The sequence below is a fragment of the Hyphomonas sp. genome (genome assembly GCF_022844445.1).
GTDB lineage: Bacteria > Pseudomonadota > Alphaproteobacteria > Caulobacterales > Hyphomonadaceae > Hyphomonas.
On record NZ_JALHLS010000007.1, the window covers coordinates 25,580 to 50,594 of the forward strand.

The window sequence follows — 25,015 nt, forward strand, 5'->3', positions numbered from 1 at the left end:
CCTATTCGGCCTCAAGCGCCGGTAAGCCCAGCGCGACTTCGATATCCGCCCAGCTGACGACCTTGAAATTCTGGTCCACACCCGATTTCGGATTTCCGTCATCCTGCATGGTGAGGATACCGCGCGGATAGCCGGGAAGGGCGGCCGAGAAGACATCCAGACCGTCCGTATGCGTCACCTTGTCGATGCCGAGGCCGCTATTCTCGCCAATCGAGAAGCTGCCCATCGCCGTGTGCGGGGCCTTGCGGTCATAAACGACAAAACGGTCCTCGCTCTGGGCCGAGACAACAATCCATCCAGCACCGTCCTTGCCGCGCCATATCGAGACGCCTTCGACATCTGCCACGAGGCCGGCGCCAGCACCAACTTCGTCAATCAGCTCCGGCGCCGGCGCGTCGTCGCGGTAGGACAGTTTCCAGAGGCCGCGGGCCTCTTCGCCGATGAAAAGGAGGCCCTGCGGCTCGTCGAATACGCAGCCTTCAAGCTGGCTGGCAAGCTTCACGGTTTTCACCAGCTGCCCGGCCAGTTCGAGCGGGCTGGCCGAGACGGCCCAGATTTCGACGGTTCCGTCCTTGTACGTTACACCTGCATAGTCGCGGTTGCCTTCGCGCGCCGAGCAGATGCCGTAGGGCTCGATCCGGCCCGTGGGGACTTCGCCGCGATGAGAGACAGTGCCTGTCGCCCGGTCGATCAGGAAGACGGAGATAGCGTTTACCTGGTCATTGCTGGCGAACGCGACGTCATAGGGGCGATCCGGGGACTGACGGATGTCGACATTGTTGATCAGGCCAATCGGCAGGCGGGCGGCTTCGGTGCCGTCAAGGTTGTAGACGACCAGGCCTTCTTGCTTGTTGGTCCCGAGAATCAGCGACTTTGCCGGATCAGCGGGGTGCAGCCAGACGGCCGGGTCATCGGCGGCGTCGCCGCGCGCGCCGGCGGGAGAGGTTTCCATGGCGGCCATAACAAGAGCCTGTGTCTCCAGTACGGGCGGTGCAGAAACACAGCCAGCAAGGGCAAGGGTGCAGGTTGTGGTGAGAAAAAAGTATCGCAGCATCGTGGAATGTCCTTCTCGGAATGTCTTTTTTGAGTGCCAGTGCCTGGACGAAGTCGCCTGTTGGCACCCTGATCAGGCCTGTCAGCGATTTGTCAGTGAGCCAGCCTATGCTCGAATGCCCGCCTGGCGTCTGCCGCTTTGGCGTCTAATGCGACGACAGACAGAGTGTCAGCGGCAGCCAGAAGCGAAGGGCGCGGCATAGGCGGTTTCCTCGGTTTCGCGGGAGATTTGGGTTGCAGGTTTTGGCCATAACGCGGCCGTGTGACAGAATCGCGACGTCACAAAACTTGTATGAATCCTTCACCGGATTGCGAAGATCGGATGGTAGCGCCCGGTCATTCACAACCGGGGTGTTTCATGAAAACCAGAGTTTCCCTTTTCTCGACCGCGAGCTTCGCCAGCCTCTGCCTTGGCGCCGCGTTCTCCGCTTCCGCCCAGACCGCGCCGGCACCGGTGACCGAAGAGGAAGACCCGATCCTGCGTGCCGAGACGGTCGTAGTTCAGGCCGAGATCTCCTACCGCAACCGCAGCGACGAAACCGTCCAGACGCTCGAATACGGTCAGGACTATTTCCAGCGCTTTGAGCCGCTGACGGCCGGCGACGCCCTGAAGCGCGTCCCTTCGGTGACCTTCCTTTCAGACGTGATCGAGAGCGACGGCGCCCGCCTGCGCGGGCTGGATCCCGGCTATACCCAGATTCTGATCAACGGCGAGAAAGTGCCGGGCTCCAGCGCCGACCGTTCCTTCTTCCTCGACCGCATCCCGGCAGAACTGATCGACCGTGTCGAGATCGTGCGCTCCTCCTCGGCGCGCCGGTCCGGCGACGCCCTCGCCGGGACGCTGAACATCATCCTGCGCGATGGTTATGAGCTTGACGGCGGCTATGTGCGCGCCGGCGGTCTGTATTTCGATGATGGCGAGTTCAAGGAAAGCCTCGGCGTCGTGTATGGCGGCGCAGTTGGTCCCGGCCGCCTGATCATCGGCGGCAACCTGCAGGGCCGCTACAACCCCAAGATCAAGAAATCCTTGCGCTACGGCGACAGCCCGGAAAACAATCCGAATTATCGCGTGGACGACTTCGACAACCGGGAAGACCAGACCGATACGCGCGACGGCACGGATTATTCGTTCAACGCGGAGTACGGCGTCGAAACGGCCGCCGGTCTCGAAATGACCTTCTCGGGCTTCTACGTGAAAACCGAGCGCACCGAGGACGAGCGTTCTTTCGAGTACAATGATCCGGCGGCGATCAACGGACCTGTCCGGACACCCTCGCCGGGAAATCTGCTCACGGACAATGCGAACGTCGCTGACATTGACCAGGAAAACTATTCGCTCCGCGCCGTGTTCGAGCAGGAATGGTCGGCAGGCGAGACAACGTTCAAGATCGGCTTCGCCAATTTCGAAGAGAATGTCTACGAAACGGAAGACGAGATCGACTTCGATCGCACCACGCCGCGCTATACGGGCGACCTGACCACAGTGGACTTGACCGACGAGGAAACGTCGGCCGAGATCAATCACGAGTTCGAACTGGGAACAGGTGAACTTGAATTCGGTGTGGCCTATCAGGACAAGTCCCGTGACACAGCCATCCTGTCTCAGCGCAACCGTTTCAACGTGACCACCGCGCTGCGCAATGCGTGGAATCAGTTCTCGAACAATCCGGAAGAAGCGCGCACGCCGTGGACGGCCCTGACGCCGGAAGCCGGTGGGCTCAACACGCTGGAGGAAGAGCGCCTCGACGCTTTCGTGGTTCTGGACGGCGAAGCCGGCCGGTTCTCGTGGGAAACCGGTCTGCGCTATGAAACAACTGATGTCTCGATCACGGACCTGACCGTTGCGGTTGCCGATCAGAACAAGTCGACCGACTACGCATTCTTCCTGCCGTCGGCACATTTCAAGTTCGACGTGACCGAGGCAGACCGTTTTTCAGCATCGGTCGCGCGCACCGTGCGCCGCCCCAACTTCGATTTCATCTCGCCCGCGCTGCTTGAAGCCGAACTGGGTGACAACGACCTCCTTGGAAATCCAGAAATCGAGCCGGAAAGCGCCTGGGGCCTCGATGTCGGCTATGAGCGCCGTCTCGGCAAGGCCGGCGTGTTCGGTGTCAACGTCTTCTATCGCGACGTGTCAGACCTGATCGAAGTCGCCAATACCGGTGTTGTGGGTTCGGAAGGTCCGGGCACTTTCGTGCTTCAGCCGCAGAACACGGGCGACGGCACGGTTTACGGTATCGAGTTCGACCTCTCGACGCCGCTAACGATGCTCGGCCTCCCGGACACCGGCGTATTCGCGAACTATTCCTGGCTCGACAGCGACATCGATGACGCCTTCGGTTCGCGCCGCTTCAACGACCAGTCCGAGTATGTCTACAATTTCGGTTTCATCCACGACTTCGCGGAGTTGGGCGCGGCTTTCGGCGCAACCTATCGCAAGCAAGGTGACGCCTTCGGCAGAATCGTCGGCGAGGAAATCGTCACCACCTATGGCGCAGACTTGGAAGTCTTCGTCGAAAAGCGTTTCGGCGAGAAATTCACGATCCGCGCTGTCGGCTCCAACCTCCTGAATGCGTCGAAGGACGAAGCCTTCAACAAGTTCACGACCATCCAGGACCAGCTGGACCGCGCCTTCGACGAGTACGAACTTGAGACCGAAGACGCCGGCCCGGTGTTCCAGGTGATGGCGCGCTACGCTTTCTGATAAAGGCGCCAGACGACGGGTTAAGGAAGGCCGCAGCGATCAGGCTGCGGCCTTTTCCTTTGGCGTCAATGTGCGGATTTCCACCAGCCCTTGAGGCGGCCCGTATAGGCATCGGGCGTTTCAGCGGTGAGGCGGCGGGCGGTCCGGAAGGCGCGCTTCAGCGCGCGTTTTCGGGACCGGGCAATCAGGGACAGGATATCGGCCGCATCGCGCCTTGCAACAAGGTGAACCGGGACGTCCGCGACGGCGGCTTCCAGCAGGCCGAGATCGCGCCAGTCGCCGAGGTCATCGCACAGGCTTTCGGCTGCAGCGGCGTACCCGTCCATCACGGGCGGAAATGCCCCGCGCAGCAAGAGCGTATGATACCAGTGATCCTTCGCCCGTTTGCGAAAGGCGTGCACAGGGTCTTCGTCCACCGCTTGCCGGGCGGCGTCCATGCTTTTGCGGAAGCGGCGATAACTGCGTTCCAGTCCCGGCTCGAGCCCGGCCCATCCTTCGCGCGACAGGGTCCAGCCTGCCGCACGGCCGGACGCCATTTCCATTTCAGCCGCGAATCCCGCAAGCAGCTTTTTCTGTGCGGCGGCGCCGGGCGCGCGGCGCGCGGCAAAGGCATTCTCCAACGCGGACGCGGTCGCCTCCGGAGGTGCTAGCCGTGACAGGGTTTCGCTCAGCGCGCCCTTGTCACGCAGGGCTGAGAGGCGCGCGGCCGCTTCGCGCAGGGCGGCAATCTCCTCGCGCGATTGCGGGCAGGCCGGGCCAACGAGGCGCAGCAGGGATCGCAGGCGTTTCGTAGCCTTGCGGGCCTCGTGCACCTTGCGCTCCGTGGGCAACGACTTTTCGGTAAGGCGTTGACGGACAAGATCGAATTCCGACGCGGCGATCCGCCGGACAGCCTCGGTCATCGATGCATCGCTGGGTTTGAATCTGTACGCCATTGCGCTGCCAGGACCTCCTCGCGCCCAGATTGCACAACCGCCTTTTTCGCGCCAACCCTCTCGCGCGGGCGGCGACTACAGGATTGTGGAGGTCACCGCGCGGCTCGATGCTTGCAATTGCATCTAAATTGGCTAGGCTTCCGCCATGGCAGCCAATCCTGATGCCCGGATGATGGTCTGTACCTGCAGGGCGCTCTCGCAAGCGACGCGGCGGGTGCACCGGCTTTATGACGCCGCTTTGGCACCATTGGGCCTGACCATTGGCCAGTTCAGCCTGCTGACGCAGATCCGTCTTTCGCCAGACCAGACCCTGATGGAACTCGCCGAGCGCAACATCATGGACCCGTCAACCGTGTCGCGACTCCTGCGACCCCTGGTGGCGCGCGGCCTTGTGGAAACGCATGTCGACAAGGAAGACCGGCGCGCCCGCCGCGTGCGCCTCACCGGCGATGGCGCGGCCCTTCAGGCCGGGGCCGTTCCGAAATGGCAGGCTGCGCAGGCGGAGCTGGAGAAGGCCATCGGCAAAGGTCCGAACACGGAGCTTCGCGCCCTGCTCGGAAATGTCATCACAACCCTTCAGAACTGAACGAGAGAGCCCATGCCGCGCGCCGCCCGATCCGAAAACATGCAATTGCACTTATTAGCATCCGGCGGGCTCGCGCTGGTTCTGGCGCAAACAGCCGCGGCGCAGGCGCCTGCGGGCGCGCCGGATTTCGACTCGGCGCTGAAGGCCGATCGCTGGCTGGAAGACTGGTCCTGGGTTCGCCCCGATGATCCGCAGGCGCCCGCCTTCAAGAACATAGCTTTCGGGCCTGAGGATCAATGGCGCCTGACGTTCGGCGGGGAGGGACGTATTCGCGCGGAGACGCGCGATCCGGCCGAGTTCGGCATTCCCGGTGCCGGCGCGGTCAACGCCGCGAACTTCCGCGGGCTCGCGCATGCCGATGCGCGCTTCGGTGAGGATGTGCGCCTTTTCGTGCAGGTCGGAAGCTGGGGGCAGGAGGGGCGCGCGGTGCCGCGCATCTTTGACGAGGCAGAGGTTGCGGTCCAGCGCGCCTTTGCGGATGTGAAGCTGACCCCGGAGGCTACACTGCGCCTCGGCCGGCAGGACCTGTTCCGGTCGTCGTCGCGGCTACTTTTTCCCGTCGACATCTTCAACTACCAGCTCGTCCATGACGCCGCCGCGCTGCGCTATCGCGGCGACCATCTGCGTGTCCAGGTCTTTCACGGCGAACGGTTCCTGACGGGACCCGGCGTGTTCGAGAAGCGCGATCTGGGCGGCGAGACGCTGACCGGCGCTTTCGTTGAAGGCAGCCTCGACAGCCTGCCGGGGCATGAGTTCGGCGCCTTCGTCCTGCATCAGGAAACCGATGCAGGCGCCTTCCCGCGCCGGCCTGGGCCAGAGGCGCGCACCAGCTGGATCGCGCGGGTCTCGCGCAAGGCGGCGCCGTGGACCCTCTCCGCCGAGGCCGGCCTGCAAACCGGAAACGTTCCGGGAGCGGACATTTCCGCCTGGGCATTTGCCACTGAGGTCACCCGCACGCTGGACATCCCGCGCAAGCCCGCGCTGACGATGCGCATTGACGGGGCGTCCGGCAACGAGGCCGGCACTGACGACAACGAGACCTGGGCGACGCTCGCGCCGGTGATGGGCTATCTCGGCCGCACCGGCGACTATACCGCCACCAATGTTATCGGCGCCTATCCCGAAGTCTCGTTCGATGTGGCGCCGGACCTGCGCCTCTCGCTCGGCGGAGAAGTCACCTGGCGCGCGTCCCGCGGGGCGGCCGTGAGCGCGCCCGGGGCGGCGGCGCCTTACCTGCCTGCAGGTGTCCCCGGCGACGGACCGGTGATCTATGGCGCCATCCTGAAGGGCCGCTGGGCGCCGAGTGCACGCTGGGAAGTCAATGGCGAGCTGAGCTGGCTCGAACCCGCCGGCGCGTTGAAGGATTTCGGCGGCGAGGGCCGTTTCAACGGCGTCGTAAGCCTGACCACGCGGTTCTGAGCCGCCGGTTTTAGTCTCTTCCCGTACCGGGCCGAATCCGCCGATAAACGTGGCCATGCCCGAAAACCTGCAGATTCTGCTCAACAATCTCGGCCTGATGACCAGCGCGCTGGCCATCGGCGCGTCCTGGGTCGCCGCGATCGTCTCGCCCAATTGCAGCTTCGACAAGCTGACCGGCGCGCGGGCGGACGGGCATGTGCGCGAACTGATCCACCGCACCAGCCCGCAGCTCGGCTTCCTGACGGCGGTCGCCGGCGCGTTTTTTGTTTTCGGCGGCAGCCTGATTGCCGGCATCGTCTCCCTGGTGGCCGCTTTCGGCTTCTATGCGACCCGGATGATGCTCTCGCCCAAGGAAGGTAAAAACGCGCCCGGCGTGCGCACCAAACGCAAGGAACAGCGGGGCACATCCGTCGCCCTGATCCTGATGTTCACGGCCGCCGCGCTGATCGCGGCCGTGCTCGGCCTGTTTGGCGTCTAGGCTTTAACCAGCCAGAGACAGCCCATTTCATGGAGCTGGCGGAAGCTTTCGGTCGAGCGTTCAGTCGCCGCGCGGGCAAGGCGCCCGGCGGTCTTGCGGTTCGCCGCCAGCATCAGCACGCAGACCAGCAGACCCACAGCCGCTGTCCACCAGCCCACTGGTATGGCGGCCAGAACGCCCACCAGAACGGCCAGGTAAGCGAGTGCATCCAGCACCCGCATGCGCACATCCAGCCAGCGGCCGAAGGGCTTCAGCAGTTCGGGCTGGCGGTGCAGCGCCTCGGCATCAATGGCGAAATGGGTGCCCGGGGTCTTCTCGAAGACCAGCGCGCGGGTCATCCGGCCGCCATCATGGGGGTTCGGTTGGCAGCGCAGGAACATGGCAGATTCCTTCTGGTTTAAGCGGGCAGGCCCCAGAATTAACAGCAAGGCCTGACCGGGATGTTCCCCTCACGGGCGAAAATTAGAGTTTCTTCAACATCTTGCATTAACCTTTGAAAATTGTGCGCGCGTGGCAATGGCCATTGCGGGATCGTAATCCCCGGCTTACGCTGCACTGCAACATGAAGGGTCGGTGAAGCTGATGCTGTATTCCCTGGTCGAGATGAACCGCGTCGCGATGGCGCCGATGCGCCTGGCGGCCCGTGCCGGCCGCGCCGCTCTGGCTTCCCCGTTGAACCCACTCAGCCAGACGAGTTACGGCAAATCCCTCGCCGCGATGGCAGACGTCTTCGAAAGCGCTACCCGGTACTATGGCAAGCCCGAATGGCGCATCGACTCGGTGCGTATCAACAGCGTGCCGGTGCCAGTCACACCGACAGTCGCCTGGCGCTCACCCTGGTGCGGCCTCGTCCACTTCCGCAAGGACGCCGGCGCCCTTGCCTCCTGCCGCCGCCCGGGCGCTGCGCCTCTGCCGCGCCTGCTGATCGTTGCGCCGCTGTCCGGGCATTACGCCACGCTGCTGCGCGGTACAGTCGAAGGTTTCCTCGAGACGCACGACGTCTACATCACCGACTGGACGGATGCCCGCATGTCGCCGGTTTTCCTCGGCCGGTTCGATCTCGACGACTATATCGACCACGTCCGCCAGATGCTGACCCATCTTGGCGGCGGCGCGCACGTGCTCGCTGTCTGCCAGCCCGGCCCTCCGGTGCTCGCCGCCATTTCGATGATGGCGGAGGAAGAAGACCCTGCGTTGCCGGCCACGATGACCTTCATGGGCTCGCCGATCGACGCGCGCAAATCGCCGACCGTGCCGAACAAGCTCTCCGAGGAGCGCCCGTTCAGCTGGTTCGAGGAGAACATGATCCACACGGTGCCGGCGCCCTATCCGGGTATGCTGCGCCGCGTCTATCCGGGTTTCATTCAGCTCTCCTCGTTCATGAACATGAACTGGAACCGCCACGTCGACGCGCAATGGAAATTCTTCAACCACCTCGTCGACGGCGATGGCGACAATGCCGGCAAGCACCGCGCGTTCTACGATGAGTACCTCTCGGTGCTTGACCTGACAGAAGAGTTCTACCTGCAGACCATCCAGCGCGTTTTCCAGGAACACCACCTGCCGCGCGGCATCTACAACTACCGCGGCAACCGCATCGTAAAGCCGTCGGAAGTGCGCACGGTTGCGCTGATGACAGTCGAAGGCGAGAAGGACGATATCTCGGGAATTGGCCAGACGCAGGCCGCGCATGATATCTGCACGAACATTCCGAAAGACATGCGCTCGGACTATATCCAGCCCGGCGTTGGCCATTACGGCGTGTTCAACGGCTCGCGCTTCGAAACCGAGATTGCGCCGCGCGTGACGCAGTTTACGCGCCGGTTCACGGACAAGAACCTCGAAGAAGCTGCCGCCGCGAAGCGCTAAGCCCCGCAGCAGGCCGCGTCGAAGTCGACCAGCTCGATCTCCGGGCTGAGATCTCCGTCCTTCACAGGCTCCTCACCTGCCAGCGCCGTCGACAGGTATTTCTTGTTATCGTCGCAGAAGATGGTCGCCACACATGCGTTTTCACCCAGCCGGTCGGCCGCCATCACCGCGCCGATCAGGTTGGCGCCGGAGGAAATCCCGACCGCCAGCCCCAGTTCGCGCGCAAGCCGCTGCGCCATCCGGATCGCGTCACCGTCGGAGACAGCGATCACATCGTTCAGTTCACGGAAGTTCACGAGCGCCGGGATGAAATCGTCGGAGATGCCCTGGATGCGGTGGCTGCCGATCTTGTGACCTGTCGAGAGCGTCGGCGACTCCTTCGGCTCCAGCGGATGAATGCGTACGCGCGCATGGGCGGCGCGCAGCGCCGCGCCGACGCCCATCACGGTGCCGCCCGTGCCGACCCCGGCGACGAAGGCATCTGGCGTCAGGTTGCGGCAGGCAAGCTGCGCCAGAAGCTCCGGACCAGTTGTTTCAAGATGTGCGCGCGCATTGTCGCCGTTCGAGAACTGGCAGGGCAGGAACACGTCGTTGCGCGCGGCGGCGAGGCGCTCGGTCGCGGCAATCGCACCGAGAAACCCACCCTCCTGGCGGCTGACGAGGTTGAGGCGCGCGTCCAGGCTTCGCAGCAGGCATTTGCGCTCTTCGCTCATCCAGTCCGGCATGAAGATTTCGACCGGGTGGCCGAGTGCGCGGCCCAGCGCGGCCAGCGCAATACCGGCATTGCCGCTGGTCGCCTCGGCAATGGTGTCGCCTGGTTGCAGCGCGCCGGAACGGTAGGCGCGCTTCAGGATCGACAGCGCCATCCGGTCCTTGATCGAGCCGGTGAGATTGTAGTGCTCGGCTTTGGCATGGATGACATGCTCGCGGCCCCGGTAGCGCAGGCGGATGGAGATCAGCGGCGTGCGCCCGATAAGCGCCGCGAGACTGCGCAGGCGGGGCGGCTCGCAGGTGGACAGAGGGAGCGTTCTGACAAGGTCTCGGGCAGGCAAGGCGGACATGGGGCACTCCGGTGACGCGGTATCAGGATGCATCGGGTGCGCCGAAGGATCATTCCAGAATTTCGGTCTTTTGGGCTTAAGTTGGCGGGAATTTTCGGGTAAACGACCAGATTATGGAAAATATAGATGATACTGACCGACTTCTGCTGCGTGCCCTCCAGGCCGATTCCAGCGAATCACTCGAAACGCTCGCTGCCCGGGCCAGCATCTCGGTGAACACCTGCTGGCGCCGCGTGAAGCGGCTGGAGGAGACCGGCATCCTGCAGAAACGGGTCGCGTTGATCGACCCGGAACGCGTTGGTCTTGGCCAGACGGTGTTTGTCGCCATCCGTACGCGGGAGCATTCCGCCGGCTGGGTGGAGCGCTTCGCGAAAGCGGTGCGCGCCATACCGGAAGTGGTGGAGTTCTACCGCATGGCGGGAGATGTGGACTACCTGCTCAAGGTGCAGGTCGGCAGCGTGCAGGACTATGACCGCGTCTACCGCACGCTGATTTCGCGCATCGACCTGGCCGATGTCAGCGCTACGTTCGCGATGGAGTGCATCAAGAACACGACCGAGCTGCCGCTCTGACGCTGCTCCGCCTACGGAAGGGTCGCCTCGGTCGCCGGCGCGTCGAACATCTTGTCATGCCGCTCAGCCGCTGGCAGGGCAAAGGCCATCGAGAGCGCGAAGGCAACGCCGGCGCCGATCGCGGCGCCGATGATCTGGCGAACATTTCTGGACAACCGCATCTGGTCTCTCCGCCCGTTTCGGGAGAGGGCCGTGCAAGGGACATGCCGATAGCGGGCTGAGGCGGGCCCGCGCTGTCCGGTTCAGTGCCCGCCGGCGGATTCCGGAACGTCTGCGCTGAAGTCGATTCCCGCGTGATCATGGTCATGACCATGGTTATCAAGCGCGCCGTGGCTGTGGATCGGAAGGGCGAGGATCGCGATCGCAAAGAGCACCCCGGCGGCCAGGGCGCCAAAGGCCCGGCCCGGCGCAATCTCCTTCAGAGGCTCCATCATGGGTCCGGTCGCCACATAGATCAGCAGCCCCGCCGAGACCGCATAGAGGGCTGCAATCGTCTCCGCGCCGAGGCCGTTGACGAACAGGCCAGATACCAGGGCGCCCAGCGGCGTGGTCGCGGCCGCGGCGATGAAGGCCCAGACCAGCGCCTCCTTAACCTTGAAACCGTGGCGCGACAGGATCGCGAACGCGATGATGCCTTCTGCAAACTCGTGCAGGATGAGGCCCAGCGAGGCATAGACGCCCGACTGGAAACTCGCAGCGAAAGACACCGAATAGATCACGCCGTCGAAGAAGGAATGCACCCCCACGGCCAGCAGCGGCGTGAAGGCTTCCGCCCGCGTCTGTCCGGCCCGCTCTGGAAAGAAAGTGCGCATCGCAAAGCTCAGCAGCAGGCCGGCGAAGAAACCGCCCAGCAGGAACTTCGCCGCGGCATGACCGGTGCTCAGCGCTTCCGGCACGATGTGCAGCAGGCTCATGGTGATCAGCATGCCGCCCGCCGATAGCGCAAACAGGCCCGACTGGCGCGCCGACCAATCGCTCCGCATTGCCACGGCCGCCAGGCCCAGGGAGGTCACAACGGCGGCAAGCAGGCCAAAGGAGACGGAGGCCTGTAAGGAGAAAGGCATTGGCGGAAGGGTCCTGCTGACAATGCAGGCGCCTGTCCCGGCAGGTCCGGAAGCCGCTTGCGAGAAGTGTTATATTGTTTCAATATGCCCTTGGCGAGCGGAATCTTCCGCCCGAACCCCTTTGCTTCCACAAGATCCTCCCGGAGCTGAAGATGACCTTGTCCGTGACCCGTCTTTCCCTGTTTCTGGCCACTGCCAGCCTGCTGTCGGCATGCGGCGGTTCGGCACCCGAGCCGGTCGCCCCGCCGCAAGCGGCGGTCGAGGCACCGGTCGCCGAAACCCCTGCGGAAGAGGCGCACGAGGATCATTCAGGTGAACACGATCATGATCATGAAGACGAGGAAGCCGCCGGCGGCACGGCACATGTCCACGGCCTCGCCGATCTTGCCCTGACCCGGGACGGCAACCGGTTCGAAGCCGAGCTTATCTCGCCGCTCGCCAATTTCGGTCTCTCGGAAGCGGACGGTAAGTTCACCGATGCCGTCACCGCAGAGCTTTCCGGCCTGATCGAACTTGTCGGAGGCGACTGCACGCCGGCGGCGCCGCACGCCGAAGTCGACACGACCAGCGGCCATACCGACGGTCATGTCCACGCGACCTGGACCTGCGGCAGTCCGGACCGCGTGACGGCCCTGCGCTTTGCCGGCTTCACAGCATTTTCCGGCTTCGAGAGCGTCAGCGCCGTCTACATCACCGACACCGCTCAGAAGGCGGGCAATCTGACGCCTTCCGCGCCGGAGCTTTCCCTGAAATAAGGCGCGTATGAGCCAGCCCGTCATCGAGATCGAGAACATCACGTTTGCCTGGAAGCAGGGGCCGCAGGTTCTCGATGTGCCTGCCTTCCGCGTCGAGGCGGGCGAGCGCGTATTCCTCCGCGGCCCGTCCGGTTCCGGCAAATCCACGCTGCTCGGCCTTATCGCCGGTGTGCTGGCGCCCCAGTCGGGCACGATCCGCGTGCTCGGCGAGGACATGAGCGCGCTCTCGCCCTCGAAGCGGGACCGTCTGCGGGCGGATCATGTCGGCGTCATCTTCCAGATGTTCAATCTGGTGCCGTATCTGTCGGTGACCGGGAATGTCCTCCTCCCGCTGCGCTTTTCGCCGGCCCGCCGCAAGGCCGCTGGAGACGATGCGGAAGGGGAGGCGCGGCGCCTGCTTGCGCGCCTTGGCCTCGACGACGAGGCCCTGCTGTCGCGCCGCGTGTCGGACCTCTCGGTCGGCCAGCAGCAGCGCGTCGCCGCTGCCCGCGCGCTGATCGGCGCGCCCCGTCTGATCATCGCCGACGAGCCGACCTCCGCGCTTGATGCCGATGCCCGCGACCGGTTCATCGCGCTCCTCTCCGAGGAAGTGACCCGCACCGGGGCAAGCCTCCTCTTCGTGAGCCATGACGCAAGCCTCGCGCCGCTGTTCACCCGCGCGGTCGATCTCGCCGCCATCAACCGGGCCATGGCGCCGGCAGGAGCCAGGGCATGACAGCACTTCTCTCCCTTGCCTGGCGCAGCCTGCTCAACCGCAAGGGCTCGGTGATCCTCACCATCGTCGCGGTCGCGCTCTCAGTCGCGCTCTTCCTCGGGGTCGAGAAGGCCCGCAGCGGCGCACGCGAAGGCTTCGGCAACACAATTTCCGGAACCGACCTGATCGTCGGTGCACCAACCGGTTCGGTGAACCTCCTGCTCTACTCCGTCTTCCGGATGGGCAGTGCCACGGCGGAAGTCTCCTGGGCGACCTACGAGAAGCTCGCCGCCCGCCCGGACATCGCCTGGACCGTCCCGGTCGCCCTCGGCGACAGTCATCGCGGCTACCGGGTGATGGGCACTACGCTCGGCTATTTCGATCACTACAAGTATGGCGGCGGCCAGACGCTCGACTTGCCGATGGCCAGCGCTTCGACGATCTCTTCGACACCGTCATCGGCTCGGAAGTGGCCCGCGAGCTGGGCTACTCGATCGGCACGCCCATCGTGCTCAACCACGGTCTCGGCGCCGCCGATCTCGGCTCCGGCCACGAGAACCGGCCCTTCCGCGTCGTCGGCATCCTGAAACCCACGGGCACGCCGGTGGACCGCACGGTGCATGTCTCGCTGGAAGCGATCACCGCGATCCATGTCGGCTGGGAAACCGGCGCGAAGAACCCGCTCGCCGACACGATCCCGGAAGAAATGATCCGCTCCTTCGACCTGACGCCGAAGACGGTCACCGCCGTCTTCGTCGGCCTCGAGCGCAAGGGCACGATCCTCACCACCCGCCGCGCCATCAACACCAACCGCACCGAACCTCTGATGGCGATCATTCCGGGCGAAGCGCTGTCCGAGCTCTGGAATGTCACCTCGGTCGCCGAGCGCGCGCTGTTGGCGGTTTCGGCCTTCGTGATCGCAGTCGGCCTCGTGTCGATCCTCACGTCCATCCTGACCAGCCTCAACGAGCGCCGCCGCGAGATGTCCATCCTGCGGGCCACCGGCGCGCGGCCACACCACATCTTCCTATTGCTTGTGCTGGAAGCCGGCCTTGTCGGCTTCCTCGGCGCCGTGCTCGGCATTGCGCTGGTCCACGGGATTATCGCCCTGATCGCTCCGCTTCTCCAGGCTCAGTATGGCGTCGCCTTCTCGATGGGCGCGCCGGGCCTCGTGGATCTCGCCGTTCTTGCCGCCGTCACGGCCGCCTCGCTGTTGATCGGCGCGGTGCCCGCCCTTGCGGCGATGCGCCGCTCGCTCGCCGACGGGCTCAGCGTGCGGCTCTAGCGGTTTCGTGAAGAGGGATGTGAAAACTGGTGCTGGCACGCAGCGCCGGGGCGTTTTATGAGAGTAGGCATGACCCAACGCTTCAACGCCCTATATGCCTCGATCCTTGCCGCCTCGCTGGTGGCCTGCACCGACGCCTCGACCCAGCCCGCCGAGGCTGCCCCCGCCTCCAAACCGGCGGCCACGAGTACCGCGAAACCGGAGCCGAAAGTCGGCGACAAGATCGGCGAGACCGCCGCCGACCGCGCCGCCGCCCGCGAGGCCAAGGCCGCCCAGCGCGCCGCCGATGCGAAGAAGCGCGACGCCGAACTCGCCGCTCGCGGCGTCAGGCGCATCGGCTGGGAAGACCTGATGCCGGAAGGAGAGGAGGAGCGCCTCGCCCAGATGTATCAGGCTCAGATGTCGATGCTCTATTCCGGCGCCGGTGTGGCAGAAGGCTCGGCCGGTGATACCGCCGTCCAGATCGGCACATTCAACACGGTCAAGGAACTCAACGGCAAGAAGATCCGCATCCCGGGCTACACGGTTCCGTTCGAGTACGGCGCCGATGCGCAGATCAAGGAGTTCCTGCTGGTGCCGTATTTCGGCGCCTGCATCCACGCCCCGCCGCCGCCGCCGAACCAGACTGTGTTCGTGATGGCCGACAAGCCGATCAAGATGAAAGATCTCGCGCAAGCCGTTTGGATCGAAGGAACGATCCACACCCAGACCCAGGAAAGCGATCTGGCCGACGCCGCTTACACGATCACGCTGACCGCGATTGAGGAATACACGTACTGACGTGGCGATCGCTGACCCCTCCGCCATCCGCACGGTCGCCTGGGACTTTGACGGCGTTCTGAACCGGAACGTCCAGAATGGCGTGTTCGCTTGGTCGCGCACGTTCGAACGCGATCTCGGCCTGTCGCTGCACTCCTTCAGCCGCCACCTGTTCGACGGCCGATTCCAGAAGGCGATGCAGGGCGAAGCCTGCCTGCTCGAAATCGTCACTGAGTGGACCGAGAAGAACGGCGCGCATGGCCGCACGCATGAGATCCTCGACTACTGGTTCAGCCGGGACAATCTGCCGGACCATGACACGCTGGCGATTGTCGGCGCGCTGAAGCAGCGCGGCGTGCGCAACGTGATGGCGACCAACAACGAAGTGCGGCGTACGGACTATATCGAGCATACGATGGGCTTCCATGCTCATGTCGAGCGCATCTTCGCCGCCGGCCGGATGAAGATCGCCAAGCCCGACACAGGCTATTTTGCCCATATCGAGGAAGAACTTCAGGCCGATCCGCGCACGCTGCTGCTGGTCGATGACATGCACGAGAACATCCTCGCTGCCCGCGGGCGCGGATGGCAGGCGTTCCATTTCACCGAAGGCTCACACGGCGCGCTGGCCGAGGCGCTGGGCGTCACCTTCGCCTAGTCAGGCGGATTGTCGCCCATCAGGAAGCGAGGGCCGGTGCCCTTGGCTGACGCCTGGTCGTGCGCATTGTAGAGCGCACATTTCTTCAGCGAGAGGCAGCCGCAGCCGATGCATCCGTCCAGACGGCTGCGCATCTGTGTCAGCGATAGGATTTGCGCATCCAGCGAAGCGCGGATCGAGCGGCTGATGCGTGCCCAGTCCTCCGCCGTCGGCGTGCGCCCGCTCGGCAGTTTGCCCAGCTCCGCGGAAATCTCATCGATGGTCAGACCCAGCTGCTGCGCGATCCGGATGAAGGAAAGGCGCCGGATATCCGCGCGCCGGAACCGGCGCTGCCCGCCTGGGCTGCGTACCGGGGCGATCAGTCCCTTTGCCTCATAAAAGCGGATGGCGGAGACGGACAGCCCCGTGCGCGCCGCCATGTCGCCGATCAGCATCACGTCGTCCGCGCGCATCGCTCATTCTCCGAAAACAGTTCTTGACCTCAATTTAGGTTGAGGTTGCACATCTGCCTGCGTCAACCCCTTCAGGCCATCACGAAAGGAAATCGGGACATGACGCAGGTCAGGATTGAACATGTAAACATCAGCGTGAGTGACCCCGAACGGACAGCGGCCATGCTGATGGATCTCTTTGGCTGGCATATCCGCTGGAAGGGCAGGGCGGCCTCTGGCGGCTACACGATCCATGTCGGTTCGGACACGGACTATCTCGCCGTCTATTCACTCCGCCCGGACGCCGCCGCGAAGGCGGACTTCGCCAAGGGCGCGCCGCTGAACCATCTCGGCATTGAAGTGGCAGATCTCGGCGCCATCGAGCAGCGGGTCGCTGCGCGGGGCCTCAAGGCGTTCAACCATGCCGACTACGAACCCGGCCGGCGTTTCTATTTCTTCGACGAGGACGGCATCGAATACGAGATCATCAGCTACGCGAAGCCCTGAACCAAGAACGCCCTGAGCCTGGTCCCGGCGCGGCTTGCCGCGCGAAACCCGCCTGGCACCAAAAAAGAAGGGCGGCCTTTTGGCCGCCCCTCACTACTCTACACGGTACTCTACTGTTCCGGAGTATGCAGGAATATCCCTAACGCTCCATGAACGGCGTGACGCAGGTCCTAGCTCTGCTTGGCGAGCAGGTTGCGAATTTCTTCCAGCAGCACTTCCTGGCGCGGCGGAGCCGGCGGCGGAGCGGCAGCTTCCTTCTTCTTCAGGTTGTTCATCGCCTTGACCACGAAGAACAGGGCGAAAGCCATGATCGTGAAGGAGATGATGTTGTTGATGAACAAGCCATAGGCGATCACCGCATCCCCGGCTTCGCGTGCGGCGGCCAGCGAGGTGGTCGAGGTCGGGCTCTGGGAGATGTTCAGGAACAGGTTCGAAAAGTCGACGCCGCCCGTGGCGCGGCCGAGGACCGGCATCATGATGTCGTTGACGAGCGAGGTGACGATCGTTCCGAAGGCGCCACCGAGGATGAAACCGACGGCGAGGTCGACGAGGTTACCCTTGAGGGCGAACTCTTTGAATTCTTTAAGCATTTAAGGCCCCTTTTCTTACACGGCCGGCGGCCGGAAAGCTCCGTGTCCAATTTGCGGGGTTCGGTCCCATCGTCAAGCATGGGGCGCATGAAAGGCGAGCAATGCGCGGCGCTTATCGCGCCTCAGGATCATCGCCGCCATTGACGCGGGCGCGCAATTCCTTGCCGGCCTTGAAGAAGGGCACGGCCTTGGCCGGCACCTTGACCGGTTCACCCGTGCGGGGATTTCGCCCGCGCCGGGCTTCGCGCTTGCGCACGGAAAACGCGCCGAAGCCGCGCAGCTCCACCCGGTCACCGCGCGCGAGGGCGCCGCCGATTTCGTCAAGGATCACGTTGACCACCTTCTCCACGTCTTCATGACGCAGGTGCGGGTACTCGGCCGCGAGCTTATCGATCAGTTGGGACTTCAGCATCCTGTTGATATTAAACGCATTTGCGGCGGAAGCGCTAGGCCCCCGCCGCAAACATTGCCTGAATTTTAGGTTGGCTCCGACCCGGAGCCTACCGGTGTCAGCCTTCGGACATCAGCTCTTCAGCCTGGCCCTTCCAGTCGTCTCGCTCCATCCGGCCCTGGAAGGCGAGCTCTTCTTCGAGGCTCGACACTTGCTCGTCGGACAGGGCAGCGATCTGCCAGAAGTGGAAGATGCCCGCTTCGTGGAGCTTCTTCTCGAAGGCCGGGCCAACGCCTTTGATCTTCTTCAGATCGTCGGCGGTACCCTGGGCAGCGGTGAGGCGGCCACGGGCGTCGAGCGACTTGGCATCGCCTTTCGCAGCCGGAGCGGCCTTGGCCTTGCCCTTGGTCCCCGAAGAGGCGAGCGCCGCGCCGAGAATGTCACCGAGCGAGGCGCCGGCATCCGCCGAGCCATACTGGGCGACCGCTTCAGCTTCTTCGGCGATCTCGAGCGCCTTGATCGAGAGAGAGACGCGGCGCGAGGCCTTGTCCACGGTCACGACTTTCGCGTCGACCTTGTCGCCGACCGCAAAGCGCTCGGGGCGCTGGTCAGCGCGGTCACGCGAGAGGTCCGAACGGCGGATGAAGGTCTTCACCGGCGGGGTGCCGAACTCGACTTCCAGGCCGCCCGAGGAAACCTCGGTGACGGTGCAGGTCACGGTCGAGCCGCGCTTGATGCCCGATTCGCCGGCCGCTTCGATCGGATCGCCCGACAGTTGCTTGATGCCGAGCGAGATGCGCTCCTTGTCCACATCGACGTCCAGGACTTTCGCCTTGACGCGGTCACCCTTGGTGAAGGCTTCGATCGCCTGGTCACCGGGCTTGTCCCACGAGATGTCGTTGATGTGCACCATGCCGTCGAGGTCGGGGCCGAGGCCCACGAACAGGCCGAACTCGGTGATGCCGCGCACTTCGCCTTCGATTTCCGAGCCGACAGGGTGTTCGGTGAGGAAGGCATTCCACGGATTGTCCATGGTCTGCTTGAGGCCAAGCGAGATACGGCGCTTGTCGCTGTCGACGTCCAGCACTTCCACTTCGACTTCCTGCGAGGTCGACAGGATCTTGCCGGGGTGCACGTTTTTCTTCGTCCAGCTCATTTCGGAGACGTGGATCAGGCCTTCGACGCCATCTTCCAGTTCCACGAACGCGCCGTAGTCGGTGATGTTGGTGACGGTGCCCTTCAGGCGTGCGCCCGACGGGTAGCGGGCGGAGATGTTGTCCCACGGATCGGAACCCAGCTGTTTCATGCCGAGCGAGATACGTTGGGTTTCCGGGTTGATCTTGATGATCTGGACTTCGACTTCCTGACCGACTTCGACCACCTGCGAGGGGTGGTTGATGCGCTTGTAGGACATGTCGGTGACGTGCAGCAGGCCATCGATACCGCCGAGGTCAACGAACGCACCGTAATCGGTGATGTTCTTGACGACGCCCTTGCGCACATCGCCTTCCTTCATGTCGGAGACGATTTCGGCGCGCTGTTCGGCGCGGCTCTCTTCGAGGATCGCGCGGCGCGAGACAACGATGTTGCCGCGGACGCGGTCGAGCTTGAGGATCGCGAACGGCTGGACTTCGCCCATCAGCGGGCCGACATCACGCACCGGACGGATGTCCACCTGGCTGCCGGGGAGGAAGGCGTTGACGCCGCCGAGGTCGACCGTGAAGCCGCCCTTGACGCGGCCGGAGATCGCGCCCTTGACGGGCTCGCCTTTGGCAAAGCTGCGCTCGAGCTTGACCCAGCGCTCTTCGCGGCGGGCCTTGTCGCGGCTGAGAACGGCCTCGCCGAGGGCGTTCTCGATGCGGTCGAGATACACATCGACGATGTCGCCGGGAGCCGGCTGTTTGTCCTCGAGGGCGAATTCCTTGATCGGGATACGGCCTTCGGTCTTCAGGCCGATGTCGACGACGATCGCGTCATTGTCGATGCGTAGGACGGTGGCCGGGATAACCTGGCCTTCCTGCATGGCGCCAGCGGCGGCCGAGCTCTCGAACATCGAGGCGAAATCGGCGGGGGTAGGGTTCATTGACTTGTTCATTGGATCTCCGGGGAAGGGCATGAATGGTTCAGAGGCAGGCCTGCACCATTGCAGCCTGCGGACATCCGGCCCCTTGGGGTGGTCTTGTTCTGTTGCGGCGCCGCCTGTTTGGATTGAGCCTTTCGGGCCCTCAGGCAGTCTTTCCACGGGCGAGGGCGGCCTCTACGGCTGCCAGCGCCTTTTCCACAGCCGCGTCTATAGTGAGATCAGTCGTATCGATCAAGATGGCATCGGCGGCCATTGCGGCGGGGGCATCTGCCCGCCCCTGGTCGCGCGCATCGCGGATTTTCAGCTGCTGGGTAACCGTTTCCAGCGTAATCGGATCGCCGCCTTGCGACAGCTCTTTCCAGCGCCGGGTCGCCCGCTGGTTAACATCGGCGTCCACCCACAGCTTCACGTCGGCGTCCGGGGCGATCACCGTGCCGATGTCGCGCCCGTCTAGCAGGGCGCCCCCGGCCCGGGTCGCGAAGGCCCGCTGCAGCTCGAACAGGGCCTGGCGCACCGAGGGGATCGCCGCCACCACGCTCGCCGCCTTGCCGGCTTCGGCAGAGCGCAGCTCGTGTTCGATGAAATCGTTGAGGTCCAGCGTCCGGGCGATGTCGGCCAGCGGCCCTGCCGCGTCCAGCGGCACGCCCTGCTTCAGCGCCGCCACACCCACGGCGCGGTACAGCCGTCCGGTATCCATGTGCGGCAGTCCGAAATACCCGGACAGCCGCCGGGCAATCGTGCCCTTTCCCGAAGCTGTGGTGCCATCAATCGCAATGATCATGGGGCCGGGGAGTGGGCTACCGGAAATACTGAGTCAAGTTCCGGTAGCCCTCTGGCGTTACCGCACGAAGCCAGGCGGGATCAGCGCGGCGCCATCCGGATGCCGCCGTCGAGGCGGATGCACTGGCCGTTGAAATAGCTGTTCGTCGCCAGTTGAAGGGCCAGCGAGGCATACTCTTCCGGCTTGCCGAGGCGTTTCGGGAACGGCACCGAGGCGGCGAGACTGTTCAGAACCTTGTCCGAGGCGCGCAGCATCAGAGGCGTTGCGAAGATGCCCGGCATGATCGAGTTGACGCGGATGCCGAGGTCCATCAGGTCACGGGCCATCGGCAGCACGAGGCCGTTCACGCCCGCTTTGCACGATCCGTACACGACCTGTCCGATCTGGCCGTCCTGCGCCGCCACCGACGCCGTCAGCGTGATCGAACCGCGCTCGCCGTCTTCCAGTTCCGGCAGGTAGGCCATGCCTTCGGCCGACAGCGAGGCAATCCGGTAGGAAGCCACCAGCACACCCTCGGCGCCGAAGGCATAGTCCGCCGTCGGCAGGCGCTTGTATTTCGCGTTGTCCTTGTCCCAGCTCAGCGTCTTGCCGCCCTTTGCCGCCATGGCGCAGTGCACCGTGATGCGCTCCTGGCCGTGCGCCTTGCGGGCTTTCTCGAAGCCGGCGACGCAACTTTCCTCGCTCATGATGTTCACGTTGCAGAAGATGCCGCCGATTTCCTTGGCAGTCGCCTCGCCGGCCTCTTCATTGATGTCGAAGATGGCGACTTTCGCGCCGGCCTTCGCCAGCGCGCGGGCGGTGGCCTGGCCGAGGCCGGAAGCGCCGCCGGTCACAACGGCGGCGGTGTCTTTGGTGATCTGCATGATGTGTCTCCCTGTATGTCTTTTGTCAGTCTGCGGATGGTTCAGGCGGGCTCTGCAACAAAGCCTTTCCAGGTTTTCATATAGGTGAGGAAGGCGGGGCCGAGGCCTTCGGCCTTCAGGTGCGCTTCCGGTACGGGCAGGGCGATCGGCTGGAAGCCGGGATCAGCCGCGACCTTCATCGGGAAGTCATGGTGCAGGATCGCCCCGCGCCCGATCACCACAAAGTCGAGGCCCGCGTCCATCGCACGCTGGCAATCTGCCCCCGTCAGGATCTTGCCGGCCGCGCCGAGCCGCGTGCGCCCGCGCGCCAGTGCGCCGAACAGTTCCACCAGCGTCTTGCCACCGGCCGCAGCACCCATCGGCGCCTTGAAACTGTCCCACAGCGACATGTCGAGATAGTCGATCCGGTCGTCTTTCAGCAGGGCGCCCGCAAGGCCGAGAATTTCGGAAAGGTCCATGCCGAACCGCTCCGGCGAGAGGCGCACGCCGAGGGAGAAGTCCTTGCCGCATTCGGCCCGCACGCCCTCGATGCATTCGTAGAGGAACCGCGCGCGGTTTTCAAAGCTGCCGCCATACTCGTCGGTGCGCTGATTCACTTCGGCGCTCAGGAACTGGCAGATCAGGTAGCCGTGGGCGCCGTGCAGTTCCACGCCGTGGAAGCCGGCCTTCTCCGCCCGCTTTGCCCCGGCGATGAAGGCGTCGCGCGAAGCTTTCACTTCTTCGAGGCTCATCGCCCGCGCGCCGAATTCCTCGTTCGCGGATGGGCAGTGCGGCGCTTCGCCGATCAGGTCCCTGGGGCTGCGCATGCCGGCATGGTGCAGCTGCACCACCGAATGCGTGCCCGCCTTGTTCAGGCCGGCCGCCAGCCGCGACAGGCCGCCGAGGTGTTTGTCGCCAAAAATGCCAAGCTGGCCCGGAAAGCCCTGGCCCTTGGCCTGCACATGCGCCGCGCAGGTCATGGTCACGCCGAAGCCGCCTTCGGCCCGTTTGGTCAGCCAGCGATACTCGTCATCGCTCAGCACGCCGTCGGCATGGCTCTGGAGATTGGTCAGCGGCGCCAGCATGAAGCGGTTCTTCATGGCGGGGCCGCGCGGGAGAGAAAGGGGAGAGGTGAGGGATGTCATGACGCCACAATGGCGCCGCCACGGGCGGCGTCAATTCTGCCGTGGGGGTAGGGGTCCGTCTTGCCTTCGCGCTCCGCGGGTTTAGGCTCGTTCCAGCAAAACAGGGGGCGACAAGGAATGGACCATGGAGAGATCGCGAAACAGCTGTTCGCAGCGCTCGCCCGGCAGGATGATGCGGCCGTGCGGCGTCTCTGCGCGCCGGACATGCGCGTGCGCCAGAACAATGGCCGACCGATGAGCCTCGACACCCTGCTCAGGTTCAATGCGGCCGTCGGGCGGGTCGTCAAGGATTTCCGCTATGAAGACGCCGTGCGCTCGGCAACCGGCACAGGTTTTGTCGAGGAGCACGCCGTCCGGGGCACGCTGCCTGATGGCAAGGCGCTCGATCTCGCCGTTTGCGTTGTCGCAGACGTGAAGGACGGACGGGTGACCAACGTGCGGGAATATCTCGACTCGGCTGCCGCGGCAGGCCTCTCTGCCGCGCTCGCCTGACGCGCGCCCCGTCCGGGGCGTTCAGTCCAGAAACTTCTCCATCATCAGCGCGTCGTAGGTCACCCCGTCCAGCCGGCGATAGTCCCTGCTGACCCCGATGTCGGTGAAGCCCGCCCGGCGGTAAAGCGCGATCGCTGCCGTATTGCTCGTGAACACCGTCAGCTCCACCTTGGCAATGCCGGAGCGCGGAGCATGGTCGAGACAGGCATCCAGCAAGCGCCGCCCGGTCCCGGCGCCGCGATGGCCGGCGAGGATGCCCATGCCGAGCACTCCGCGATGCACGCTCTCCGGCACGCCGACTGGCGTGATGTCGGCCCAGCCCACGAGGTCATTGCCGTCCATCGCCGCATACATCGGCCAGTCATTCTCGATCAGCCGGAGCGGAAAGGCGTGCTTCGGATCGAAGGGCGGCAGCGTCACCAGTCCAAGATAAATCCGCTCAGCCGCGACTGCTTCCACGGCAGATCGGTGCGCCGCGACCAGGTCTTTCCGCAGGTAGATGATGTCCACCATTCCTCACCCCTCCGAAATCTCCGCCCCCAGCGTCTTCATGTGGTCCAGAAACTCCGGATAGCTCGTATCGATCATTGAGACGTCGTCGACGCTTACCGGCTTCTGCGCCGCCGTCCCCATCACGAGGGCGCTCATCGCAATGCGGTGATCGTGATGCGTCGCGACCAGTCCGCCGCCCGGCACCGGGCCTGCGCAACCTTGCACAGTGAAGCCGTCCTCGGTCTCTTCCACGCTGACGCCGTTGACCCGCAGCATGGCGACGATCGCCTTGATCCGGTCGCTCTCCTTCACGCGCAGTTCGTCGGCGCCGGTCACGCGTGTCTCGCCCTGCGCAAAAGCGGCCAGCACCGCAAGGATCGGGAATTCGTCTATCATAGAGGCGACGAGGCGCTCCGGCACGGCGATGCCCTTCAGGCCTGCGTAGCCCGCGTGCAGGTCGATCAGCCGCTCGCCGGCCGCCTCACCGCGCTCCTCAGCGCCGAGATGCGCGCCCATCAGGTTGGCCACGTCATAGAAGCCGGAGCGCGTCGGGTTCGACATCACGCCCTGCACCATCACGTCGCCCTGCGGCGAGAGAATGCCCGCCGCGATAAGGAACGCGGCCGAGGAGGGGTCGCCCGGGATGGCGGCGTCGAGTGCGAACAGGGGCTGCTTGCCCGCAATCGAGATTTCCGTCTCGCCGCTGCCCGGGCGCGTCGCAAAGCCGAGCTTCACGCCGAAGCCCTGCAGCATACGCTCGGTATGGTCGCGCGTCGCCTTGGCCTCCAGCACCGTGGTCGTGCCCACGGCGTTGAGACCGGCCAGCAGGACGGCCGACTTTACCTGCGCGCTCGCTTGCGGCGGCTTGTAGTAGATTTCGTTCAGGGCGCTTGAGCCGGTCAGTGCGAAAGGCAGGCGTCCTTCTTTCCCCGCCGTGTCCCGCATTCCCATCTGGCGCAGCGGGTTCAGCACCCGGTTCATCGGCCGGGAGGAGAGCGAGGTGTCGCCGCACAGCTCCGCGGTCAGGTCAAACCCGGCCATCACGCCCATCATCAGGCGCGATCCGGTGCCCGAATTGCCGAAATCCAGCACGCCCCTGGGCGAGGTCAGGCCCCGCGCGCCCACGCCCGTCACCTCCCAGGCGCCGGGCCCGGTATTGGTCACGCCAGCCCCCAGCGCGGCCATCGCCCGGCCGGTCCGGATCACGTCATCGCCCTCCAGCAGGCCGGTAAACCGGCTCGTGCCGCTGGCCAGTCCGCCGAAGATCAGAGCCCGGTGGCTGCAGGACTTGTCGCCCGGCGCATTGATGGAGCCGGCGAGGCGCCGGACGGGTCGGCTGGTCCAGACCATGGAGGAAGGCCCTGAGTTG

At 64.6% G+C, this 25,015-nt stretch carries 26 protein-coding genes and 2 pseudogenes; 13 read left to right on the forward strand and 15 right to left on the reverse strand.

All coding sequences use genetic code 11. The annotated features are described in order from the left end of the window. Window position 1 precedes the first annotated feature (1 nt). Window positions 2–1,054: a phytase gene (locus Q0C17_RS09465; protein WP_291204958.1), complete on the reverse strand. Its 1,053-nt coding sequence runs from the start codon at window positions 1,052–1,054 to the stop codon at window positions 2–4. Between the two features lie 357 nt (window positions 1,055–1,411). Here Q0C17_RS09465 and Q0C17_RS09470 point away from each other — a divergent pair, with 357 nt between their 5' ends. Next, entirely contained in the window at window positions 1,412–3,757 is a 2,346-nt protein-coding gene (locus Q0C17_RS09470) for a TonB-dependent receptor (protein ID WP_291204960.1), read from the forward strand. Between the two features lie 65 nt (window positions 3,758–3,822). On the opposite strand, the gene Q0C17_RS09475 is transcribed toward Q0C17_RS09470, so the two are convergent. Further along, the gene (locus tag Q0C17_RS09475) at window positions 3,823–4,692 is read right to left on the reverse strand and encodes a CHAD domain-containing protein (RefSeq protein WP_291204963.1); all 870 of its coding nucleotides are present in this window, start codon (window positions 4,690–4,692) and stop codon (window positions 3,823–3,825) included. Window positions 4,693–4,837: 145 nt separating this feature from the next. Between Q0C17_RS09475 and Q0C17_RS09480 the strand changes: the two genes are divergently transcribed. From Q0C17_RS09480 to Q0C17_RS09490, 3 genes are read left to right on the forward strand one after another with little or no spacing between them, the layout of a single operon-like run. Beyond that, window positions 4,838–5,278, forward strand: coding sequence for a MarR family winged helix-turn-helix transcriptional regulator (locus Q0C17_RS09480; protein ID WP_291204966.1), 441 nt, complete (start codon window positions 4,838–4,840; stop codon window positions 5,276–5,278). Window positions 5,279–5,290: 12 nt separating this feature from the next. Then, entirely contained in the window at window positions 5,291–6,697 is a 1,407-nt protein-coding gene (locus tag Q0C17_RS09485) for an alginate export family protein (RefSeq protein WP_291204969.1), read from the forward strand. Between the two features lie 55 nt (window positions 6,698–6,752). After that, window positions 6,753–7,175, forward strand: a complete 423-nt coding sequence (locus tag Q0C17_RS09490) for a hypothetical protein (RefSeq protein ID WP_291204972.1) — start codon at window positions 6,753–6,755, stop codon at window positions 7,173–7,175. Here Q0C17_RS09490 and Q0C17_RS09495 read toward each other — a convergent pair. After that, entirely contained in the window at window positions 7,172–7,555 is a 384-nt protein-coding gene (locus Q0C17_RS09495) for a hypothetical protein (protein WP_291204975.1), read from the reverse strand. The two genes, Q0C17_RS09490 and Q0C17_RS09495, sit on opposite strands and share 4 nt — an antisense overlap. A gap of 202 nt (window positions 7,556–7,757) precedes the next feature. On the opposite strand from Q0C17_RS09495, the gene phaZ reads away from it, so the two are divergent. Continuing rightward, entirely contained in the window at window positions 7,758–9,044 is a 1,287-nt protein-coding gene (gene phaZ, locus Q0C17_RS09500) for a polyhydroxyalkanoate depolymerase (protein ID WP_291204978.1), read from the forward strand. Here phaZ and Q0C17_RS09505 read toward each other — a convergent pair. Then, window positions 9,041–10,105, reverse strand: a complete 1,065-nt coding sequence (locus tag Q0C17_RS09505; RefSeq protein WP_291204980.1) for a cysteine synthase family protein — start codon at window positions 10,103–10,105, stop codon at window positions 9,041–9,043. The genes phaZ and Q0C17_RS09505 overlap by 4 nt on opposite strands. A gap of 113 nt (window positions 10,106–10,218) precedes the next feature. On the opposite strand from Q0C17_RS09505, the gene Q0C17_RS09510 reads away from it, so the two are divergent. Continuing rightward, window positions 10,219–10,677: an Lrp/AsnC family transcriptional regulator gene (locus Q0C17_RS09510; RefSeq protein ID WP_291204982.1), complete on the forward strand. Its 459-nt coding sequence runs from the start codon at window positions 10,219–10,221 to the stop codon at window positions 10,675–10,677. A gap of 11 nt (window positions 10,678–10,688) precedes the next feature. Here Q0C17_RS09510 and Q0C17_RS09515 read toward each other — a convergent pair whose 3' ends face one another. Both Q0C17_RS09515 and Q0C17_RS09520 read right to left on the reverse strand, forming a co-directional pair. Continuing rightward, entirely contained in the window at window positions 10,689–10,838 is a 150-nt protein-coding gene (locus tag Q0C17_RS09515; protein WP_291204985.1) for a hypothetical protein, read from the reverse strand. 81 nt (window positions 10,839–10,919) lie between these two features. Continuing rightward, window positions 10,920–11,741, reverse strand: a complete 822-nt coding sequence (locus tag Q0C17_RS09520) for a ZIP family metal transporter (protein ID WP_291204988.1) — start codon at window positions 11,739–11,741, stop codon at window positions 10,920–10,922. A gap of 152 nt (window positions 11,742–11,893) precedes the next feature. Between Q0C17_RS09520 and Q0C17_RS09525 the strand changes: the two genes are divergently transcribed. From Q0C17_RS09525 to Q0C17_RS09550, 5 genes and pseudogenes are all read left to right on the forward strand, one after another. Then, window positions 11,894–12,496 (forward strand): DUF2796 domain-containing protein, encoded by a 603-nt coding sequence (locus Q0C17_RS09525; RefSeq protein WP_291204991.1) that lies wholly within the window; start codon window positions 11,894–11,896, stop codon window positions 12,494–12,496. A gap of 7 nt (window positions 12,497–12,503) precedes the next feature. Further along, the gene (locus Q0C17_RS09530; RefSeq protein WP_291204993.1) at window positions 12,504–13,211 is read left to right on the forward strand and encodes an ABC transporter ATP-binding protein; all 708 of its coding nucleotides are present in this window, start codon (window positions 12,504–12,506) and stop codon (window positions 13,209–13,211) included. After that, window positions 13,208–14,475 (forward strand): annotated as a pseudogene (locus tag Q0C17_RS18170) (ABC transporter permease). The gene Q0C17_RS09530 and the pseudogene Q0C17_RS18170 overlap by 4 nt, the downstream one beginning before the upstream one ends. A 69-nt stretch (window positions 14,476–14,544) precedes the next feature. Next, on the forward strand, window positions 14,545–15,255 hold the full coding sequence (locus tag Q0C17_RS09545; RefSeq protein WP_291205000.1) for a DUF3299 domain-containing protein: 711 nt from the start codon (window positions 14,545–14,547) through the stop codon (window positions 15,253–15,255). Window position 15,256: 1 nt separating this feature from the next. Beyond that, entirely contained in the window at window positions 15,257–15,892 is a 636-nt protein-coding gene (locus Q0C17_RS09550; RefSeq protein ID WP_291205003.1) for an HAD-IA family hydrolase, read from the forward strand. Here Q0C17_RS09550 and soxR read toward each other — a convergent pair. After that, window positions 15,889–16,344 carry a redox-sensitive transcriptional activator SoxR gene (gene soxR / locus Q0C17_RS09555; protein ID WP_291205005.1) on the reverse strand — a complete coding sequence of 152 codons (456 nt, stop codon included), beginning with the start codon at window positions 16,342–16,344 and terminating at the stop codon, window positions 15,889–15,891. The two genes, Q0C17_RS09550 and soxR, sit on opposite strands and share 4 nt — an antisense overlap. A gap of 99 nt (window positions 16,345–16,443) precedes the next feature. On the opposite strand from soxR, the gene Q0C17_RS09560 reads away from it, so the two are divergent. Continuing rightward, on the forward strand, window positions 16,444–16,830 hold the full coding sequence (locus tag Q0C17_RS09560; protein ID WP_291205008.1) for a VOC family protein: 387 nt from the start codon (window positions 16,444–16,446) through the stop codon (window positions 16,828–16,830). A gap of 170 nt (window positions 16,831–17,000) precedes the next feature. Here the strand turns inward: Q0C17_RS09560 and mscL are convergent, their stop codons facing one another. The 6 genes and pseudogenes from mscL to Q0C17_RS09590 all read right to left on the reverse strand — a co-directional run bounded on the left by mscL (window position 17,001) and on the right by Q0C17_RS09590 (window position 22,662). Beyond that, the gene (mscL, locus tag Q0C17_RS09565; RefSeq protein ID WP_291205011.1) at window positions 17,001–17,420 is read right to left on the reverse strand and encodes a large conductance mechanosensitive channel protein MscL; all 420 of its coding nucleotides are present in this window, start codon (window positions 17,418–17,420) and stop codon (window positions 17,001–17,003) included. A 112-nt stretch (window positions 17,421–17,532) separates the two neighbouring features. Then, on the reverse strand, window positions 17,533–17,832 hold the full coding sequence (locus tag Q0C17_RS09570) for an integration host factor subunit beta (protein ID WP_291205014.1): 300 nt from the start codon (window positions 17,830–17,832) through the stop codon (window positions 17,533–17,535). Window positions 17,833–18,226: 394 nt separating this feature from the next. Further along, window positions 18,227–19,906: pseudogene (rpsA, locus tag Q0C17_RS09575) on the reverse strand (30S ribosomal protein S1); the annotation flags it as partial. Window positions 19,907–20,036: 130 nt separating this feature from the next. Then, window positions 20,037–20,675 carry a (d)CMP kinase gene (gene cmk, locus Q0C17_RS09580; protein ID WP_291205018.1) on the reverse strand — a complete coding sequence of 213 codons (639 nt, stop codon included), beginning with the start codon at window positions 20,673–20,675 and terminating at the stop codon, window positions 20,037–20,039. A gap of 80 nt (window positions 20,676–20,755) precedes the next feature. Beyond that, window positions 20,756–21,538 (reverse strand): SDR family oxidoreductase, encoded by a 783-nt coding sequence (locus Q0C17_RS09585; protein WP_291205020.1) that lies wholly within the window; start codon window positions 21,536–21,538, stop codon window positions 20,756–20,758. A gap of 41 nt (window positions 21,539–21,579) precedes the next feature. Continuing rightward, window positions 21,580–22,662: an NADH:flavin oxidoreductase gene (locus Q0C17_RS09590; protein ID WP_366914797.1), complete on the reverse strand. Its 1,083-nt coding sequence runs from the start codon at window positions 22,660–22,662 to the stop codon at window positions 21,580–21,582. A 117-nt stretch (window positions 22,663–22,779) separates the two neighbouring features. Here Q0C17_RS09590 and Q0C17_RS09595 point away from each other — a divergent pair, with 117 nt between their 5' ends. After that, on the forward strand, window positions 22,780–23,154 hold the full coding sequence (locus Q0C17_RS09595) for a nuclear transport factor 2 family protein (protein ID WP_291205025.1): 375 nt from the start codon (window positions 22,780–22,782) through the stop codon (window positions 23,152–23,154). 21 nt (window positions 23,155–23,175) lie between these two features. Here Q0C17_RS09595 and Q0C17_RS09600 read toward each other — a convergent pair whose 3' ends face one another. Together Q0C17_RS09600 and aroA are read right to left on the reverse strand one after the other, a co-directional pair. After that, a complete protein-coding gene (locus Q0C17_RS09600) occupies window positions 23,176–23,667 on the reverse strand; it encodes a GNAT family N-acetyltransferase (RefSeq protein ID WP_291205027.1) in 492 nt (163 codons plus the stop codon). Between the two features lie 3 nt (window positions 23,668–23,670). After that, the gene (gene aroA / locus Q0C17_RS09605; protein ID WP_291205030.1) at window positions 23,671–24,996 is read right to left on the reverse strand and encodes a 3-phosphoshikimate 1-carboxyvinyltransferase; all 1,326 of its coding nucleotides are present in this window, start codon (window positions 24,994–24,996) and stop codon (window positions 23,671–23,673) included. Window positions 24,997–25,015: the final 19 nt, after the last annotated feature.

Coding starts and splice junctions, on each gene's coding strand:
- Q0C17_RS09495 (WP_291204975.1), bottom strand. CDS start 7,555: ATGTTCCTGCGCTGCCAACCGAACCCCCATGATGGCGGCCGGATGACC.
- Q0C17_RS09515 (WP_291204985.1), bottom strand. CDS start 10,838: ATGCGGTTGTCCAGAAATGTTCGCCAGATCATCGGCGCCGCGATCGGC.
- Q0C17_RS09485 (WP_291204969.1), top strand. CDS start 5,291: ATGCCGCGCGCCGCCCGATCCGAAAACATGCAATTGCACTTATTAGCA.
- Q0C17_RS09590 (WP_366914797.1), bottom strand. CDS start 22,662: ATGACATCCCTCACCTCTCCCCTTTCTCTCCCGCGCGGCCCCGCCATG.
- Q0C17_RS09520 (WP_291204988.1), bottom strand. CDS start 11,741: ATGCCTTTCTCCTTACAGGCCTCCGTCTCCTTTGGCCTGCTTGCCGCC.
- soxR (WP_291205005.1), bottom strand. CDS start 16,344: ATGCGCGCGGACGACGTGATGCTGATCGGCGACATGGCGGCGCGCACG.
- cmk (WP_291205018.1), bottom strand. CDS start 20,675: ATGATCATTGCGATTGATGGCACCACAGCTTCGGGAAAGGGCACGATT.
- aroA (WP_291205030.1), bottom strand. CDS start 24,996: ATGGTCTGGACCAGCCGACCCGTCCGGCGCCTCGCCGGCTCCATCAAT.
- Q0C17_RS09545 (WP_291205000.1), top strand. CDS start 14,545: ATGACCCAACGCTTCAACGCCCTATATGCCTCGATCCTTGCCGCCTCG.
- Q0C17_RS09525 (WP_291204991.1), top strand. CDS start 11,894: ATGACCTTGTCCGTGACCCGTCTTTCCCTGTTTCTGGCCACTGCCAGC.
- Q0C17_RS09510 (WP_291204982.1), top strand. CDS start 10,219: ATGGAAAATATAGATGATACTGACCGACTTCTGCTGCGTGCCCTCCAG.
- Q0C17_RS09570 (WP_291205014.1), bottom strand. CDS start 17,832: ATGCTGAAGTCCCAACTGATCGATAAGCTCGCGGCCGAGTACCCGCAC.
- Q0C17_RS09530 (WP_291204993.1), top strand. CDS start 12,504: ATGAGCCAGCCCGTCATCGAGATCGAGAACATCACGTTTGCCTGGAAG.
- Q0C17_RS09470 (WP_291204960.1), top strand. CDS start 1,412: ATGAAAACCAGAGTTTCCCTTTTCTCGACCGCGAGCTTCGCCAGCCTC.
- Q0C17_RS09585 (WP_291205020.1), bottom strand. CDS start 21,538: ATGCAGATCACCAAAGACACCGCCGCCGTTGTGACCGGCGGCGCTTCC.
- Q0C17_RS09480 (WP_291204966.1), top strand. CDS start 4,838: ATGGCAGCCAATCCTGATGCCCGGATGATGGTCTGTACCTGCAGGGCG.
- phaZ (WP_291204978.1), top strand. CDS start 7,758: ATGCTGTATTCCCTGGTCGAGATGAACCGCGTCGCGATGGCGCCGATG.
- Q0C17_RS09600 (WP_291205027.1), bottom strand. CDS start 23,667: ATGGTGGACATCATCTACCTGCGGAAAGACCTGGTCGCGGCGCACCGA.
- Q0C17_RS09490 (WP_291204972.1), top strand. CDS start 6,753: ATGCCCGAAAACCTGCAGATTCTGCTCAACAATCTCGGCCTGATGACC.
- mscL (WP_291205011.1), bottom strand. CDS start 17,420: ATGCTTAAAGAATTCAAAGAGTTCGCCCTCAAGGGTAACCTCGTCGAC.
- Q0C17_RS09505 (WP_291204980.1), bottom strand. CDS start 10,105: ATGTCCGCCTTGCCTGCCCGAGACCTTGTCAGAACGCTCCCTCTGTCC.
- Q0C17_RS09595 (WP_291205025.1), top strand. CDS start 22,780: ATGGACCATGGAGAGATCGCGAAACAGCTGTTCGCAGCGCTCGCCCGG.
- Q0C17_RS09465 (WP_291204958.1), bottom strand. CDS start 1,054: ATGCTGCGATACTTTTTTCTCACCACAACCTGCACCCTTGCCCTTGCT.
- Q0C17_RS09475 (WP_291204963.1), bottom strand. CDS start 4,692: ATGGCGTACAGATTCAAACCCAGCGATGCATCGATGACCGAGGCTGTC.
- Q0C17_RS09560 (WP_291205008.1), top strand. CDS start 16,444: ATGACGCAGGTCAGGATTGAACATGTAAACATCAGCGTGAGTGACCCC.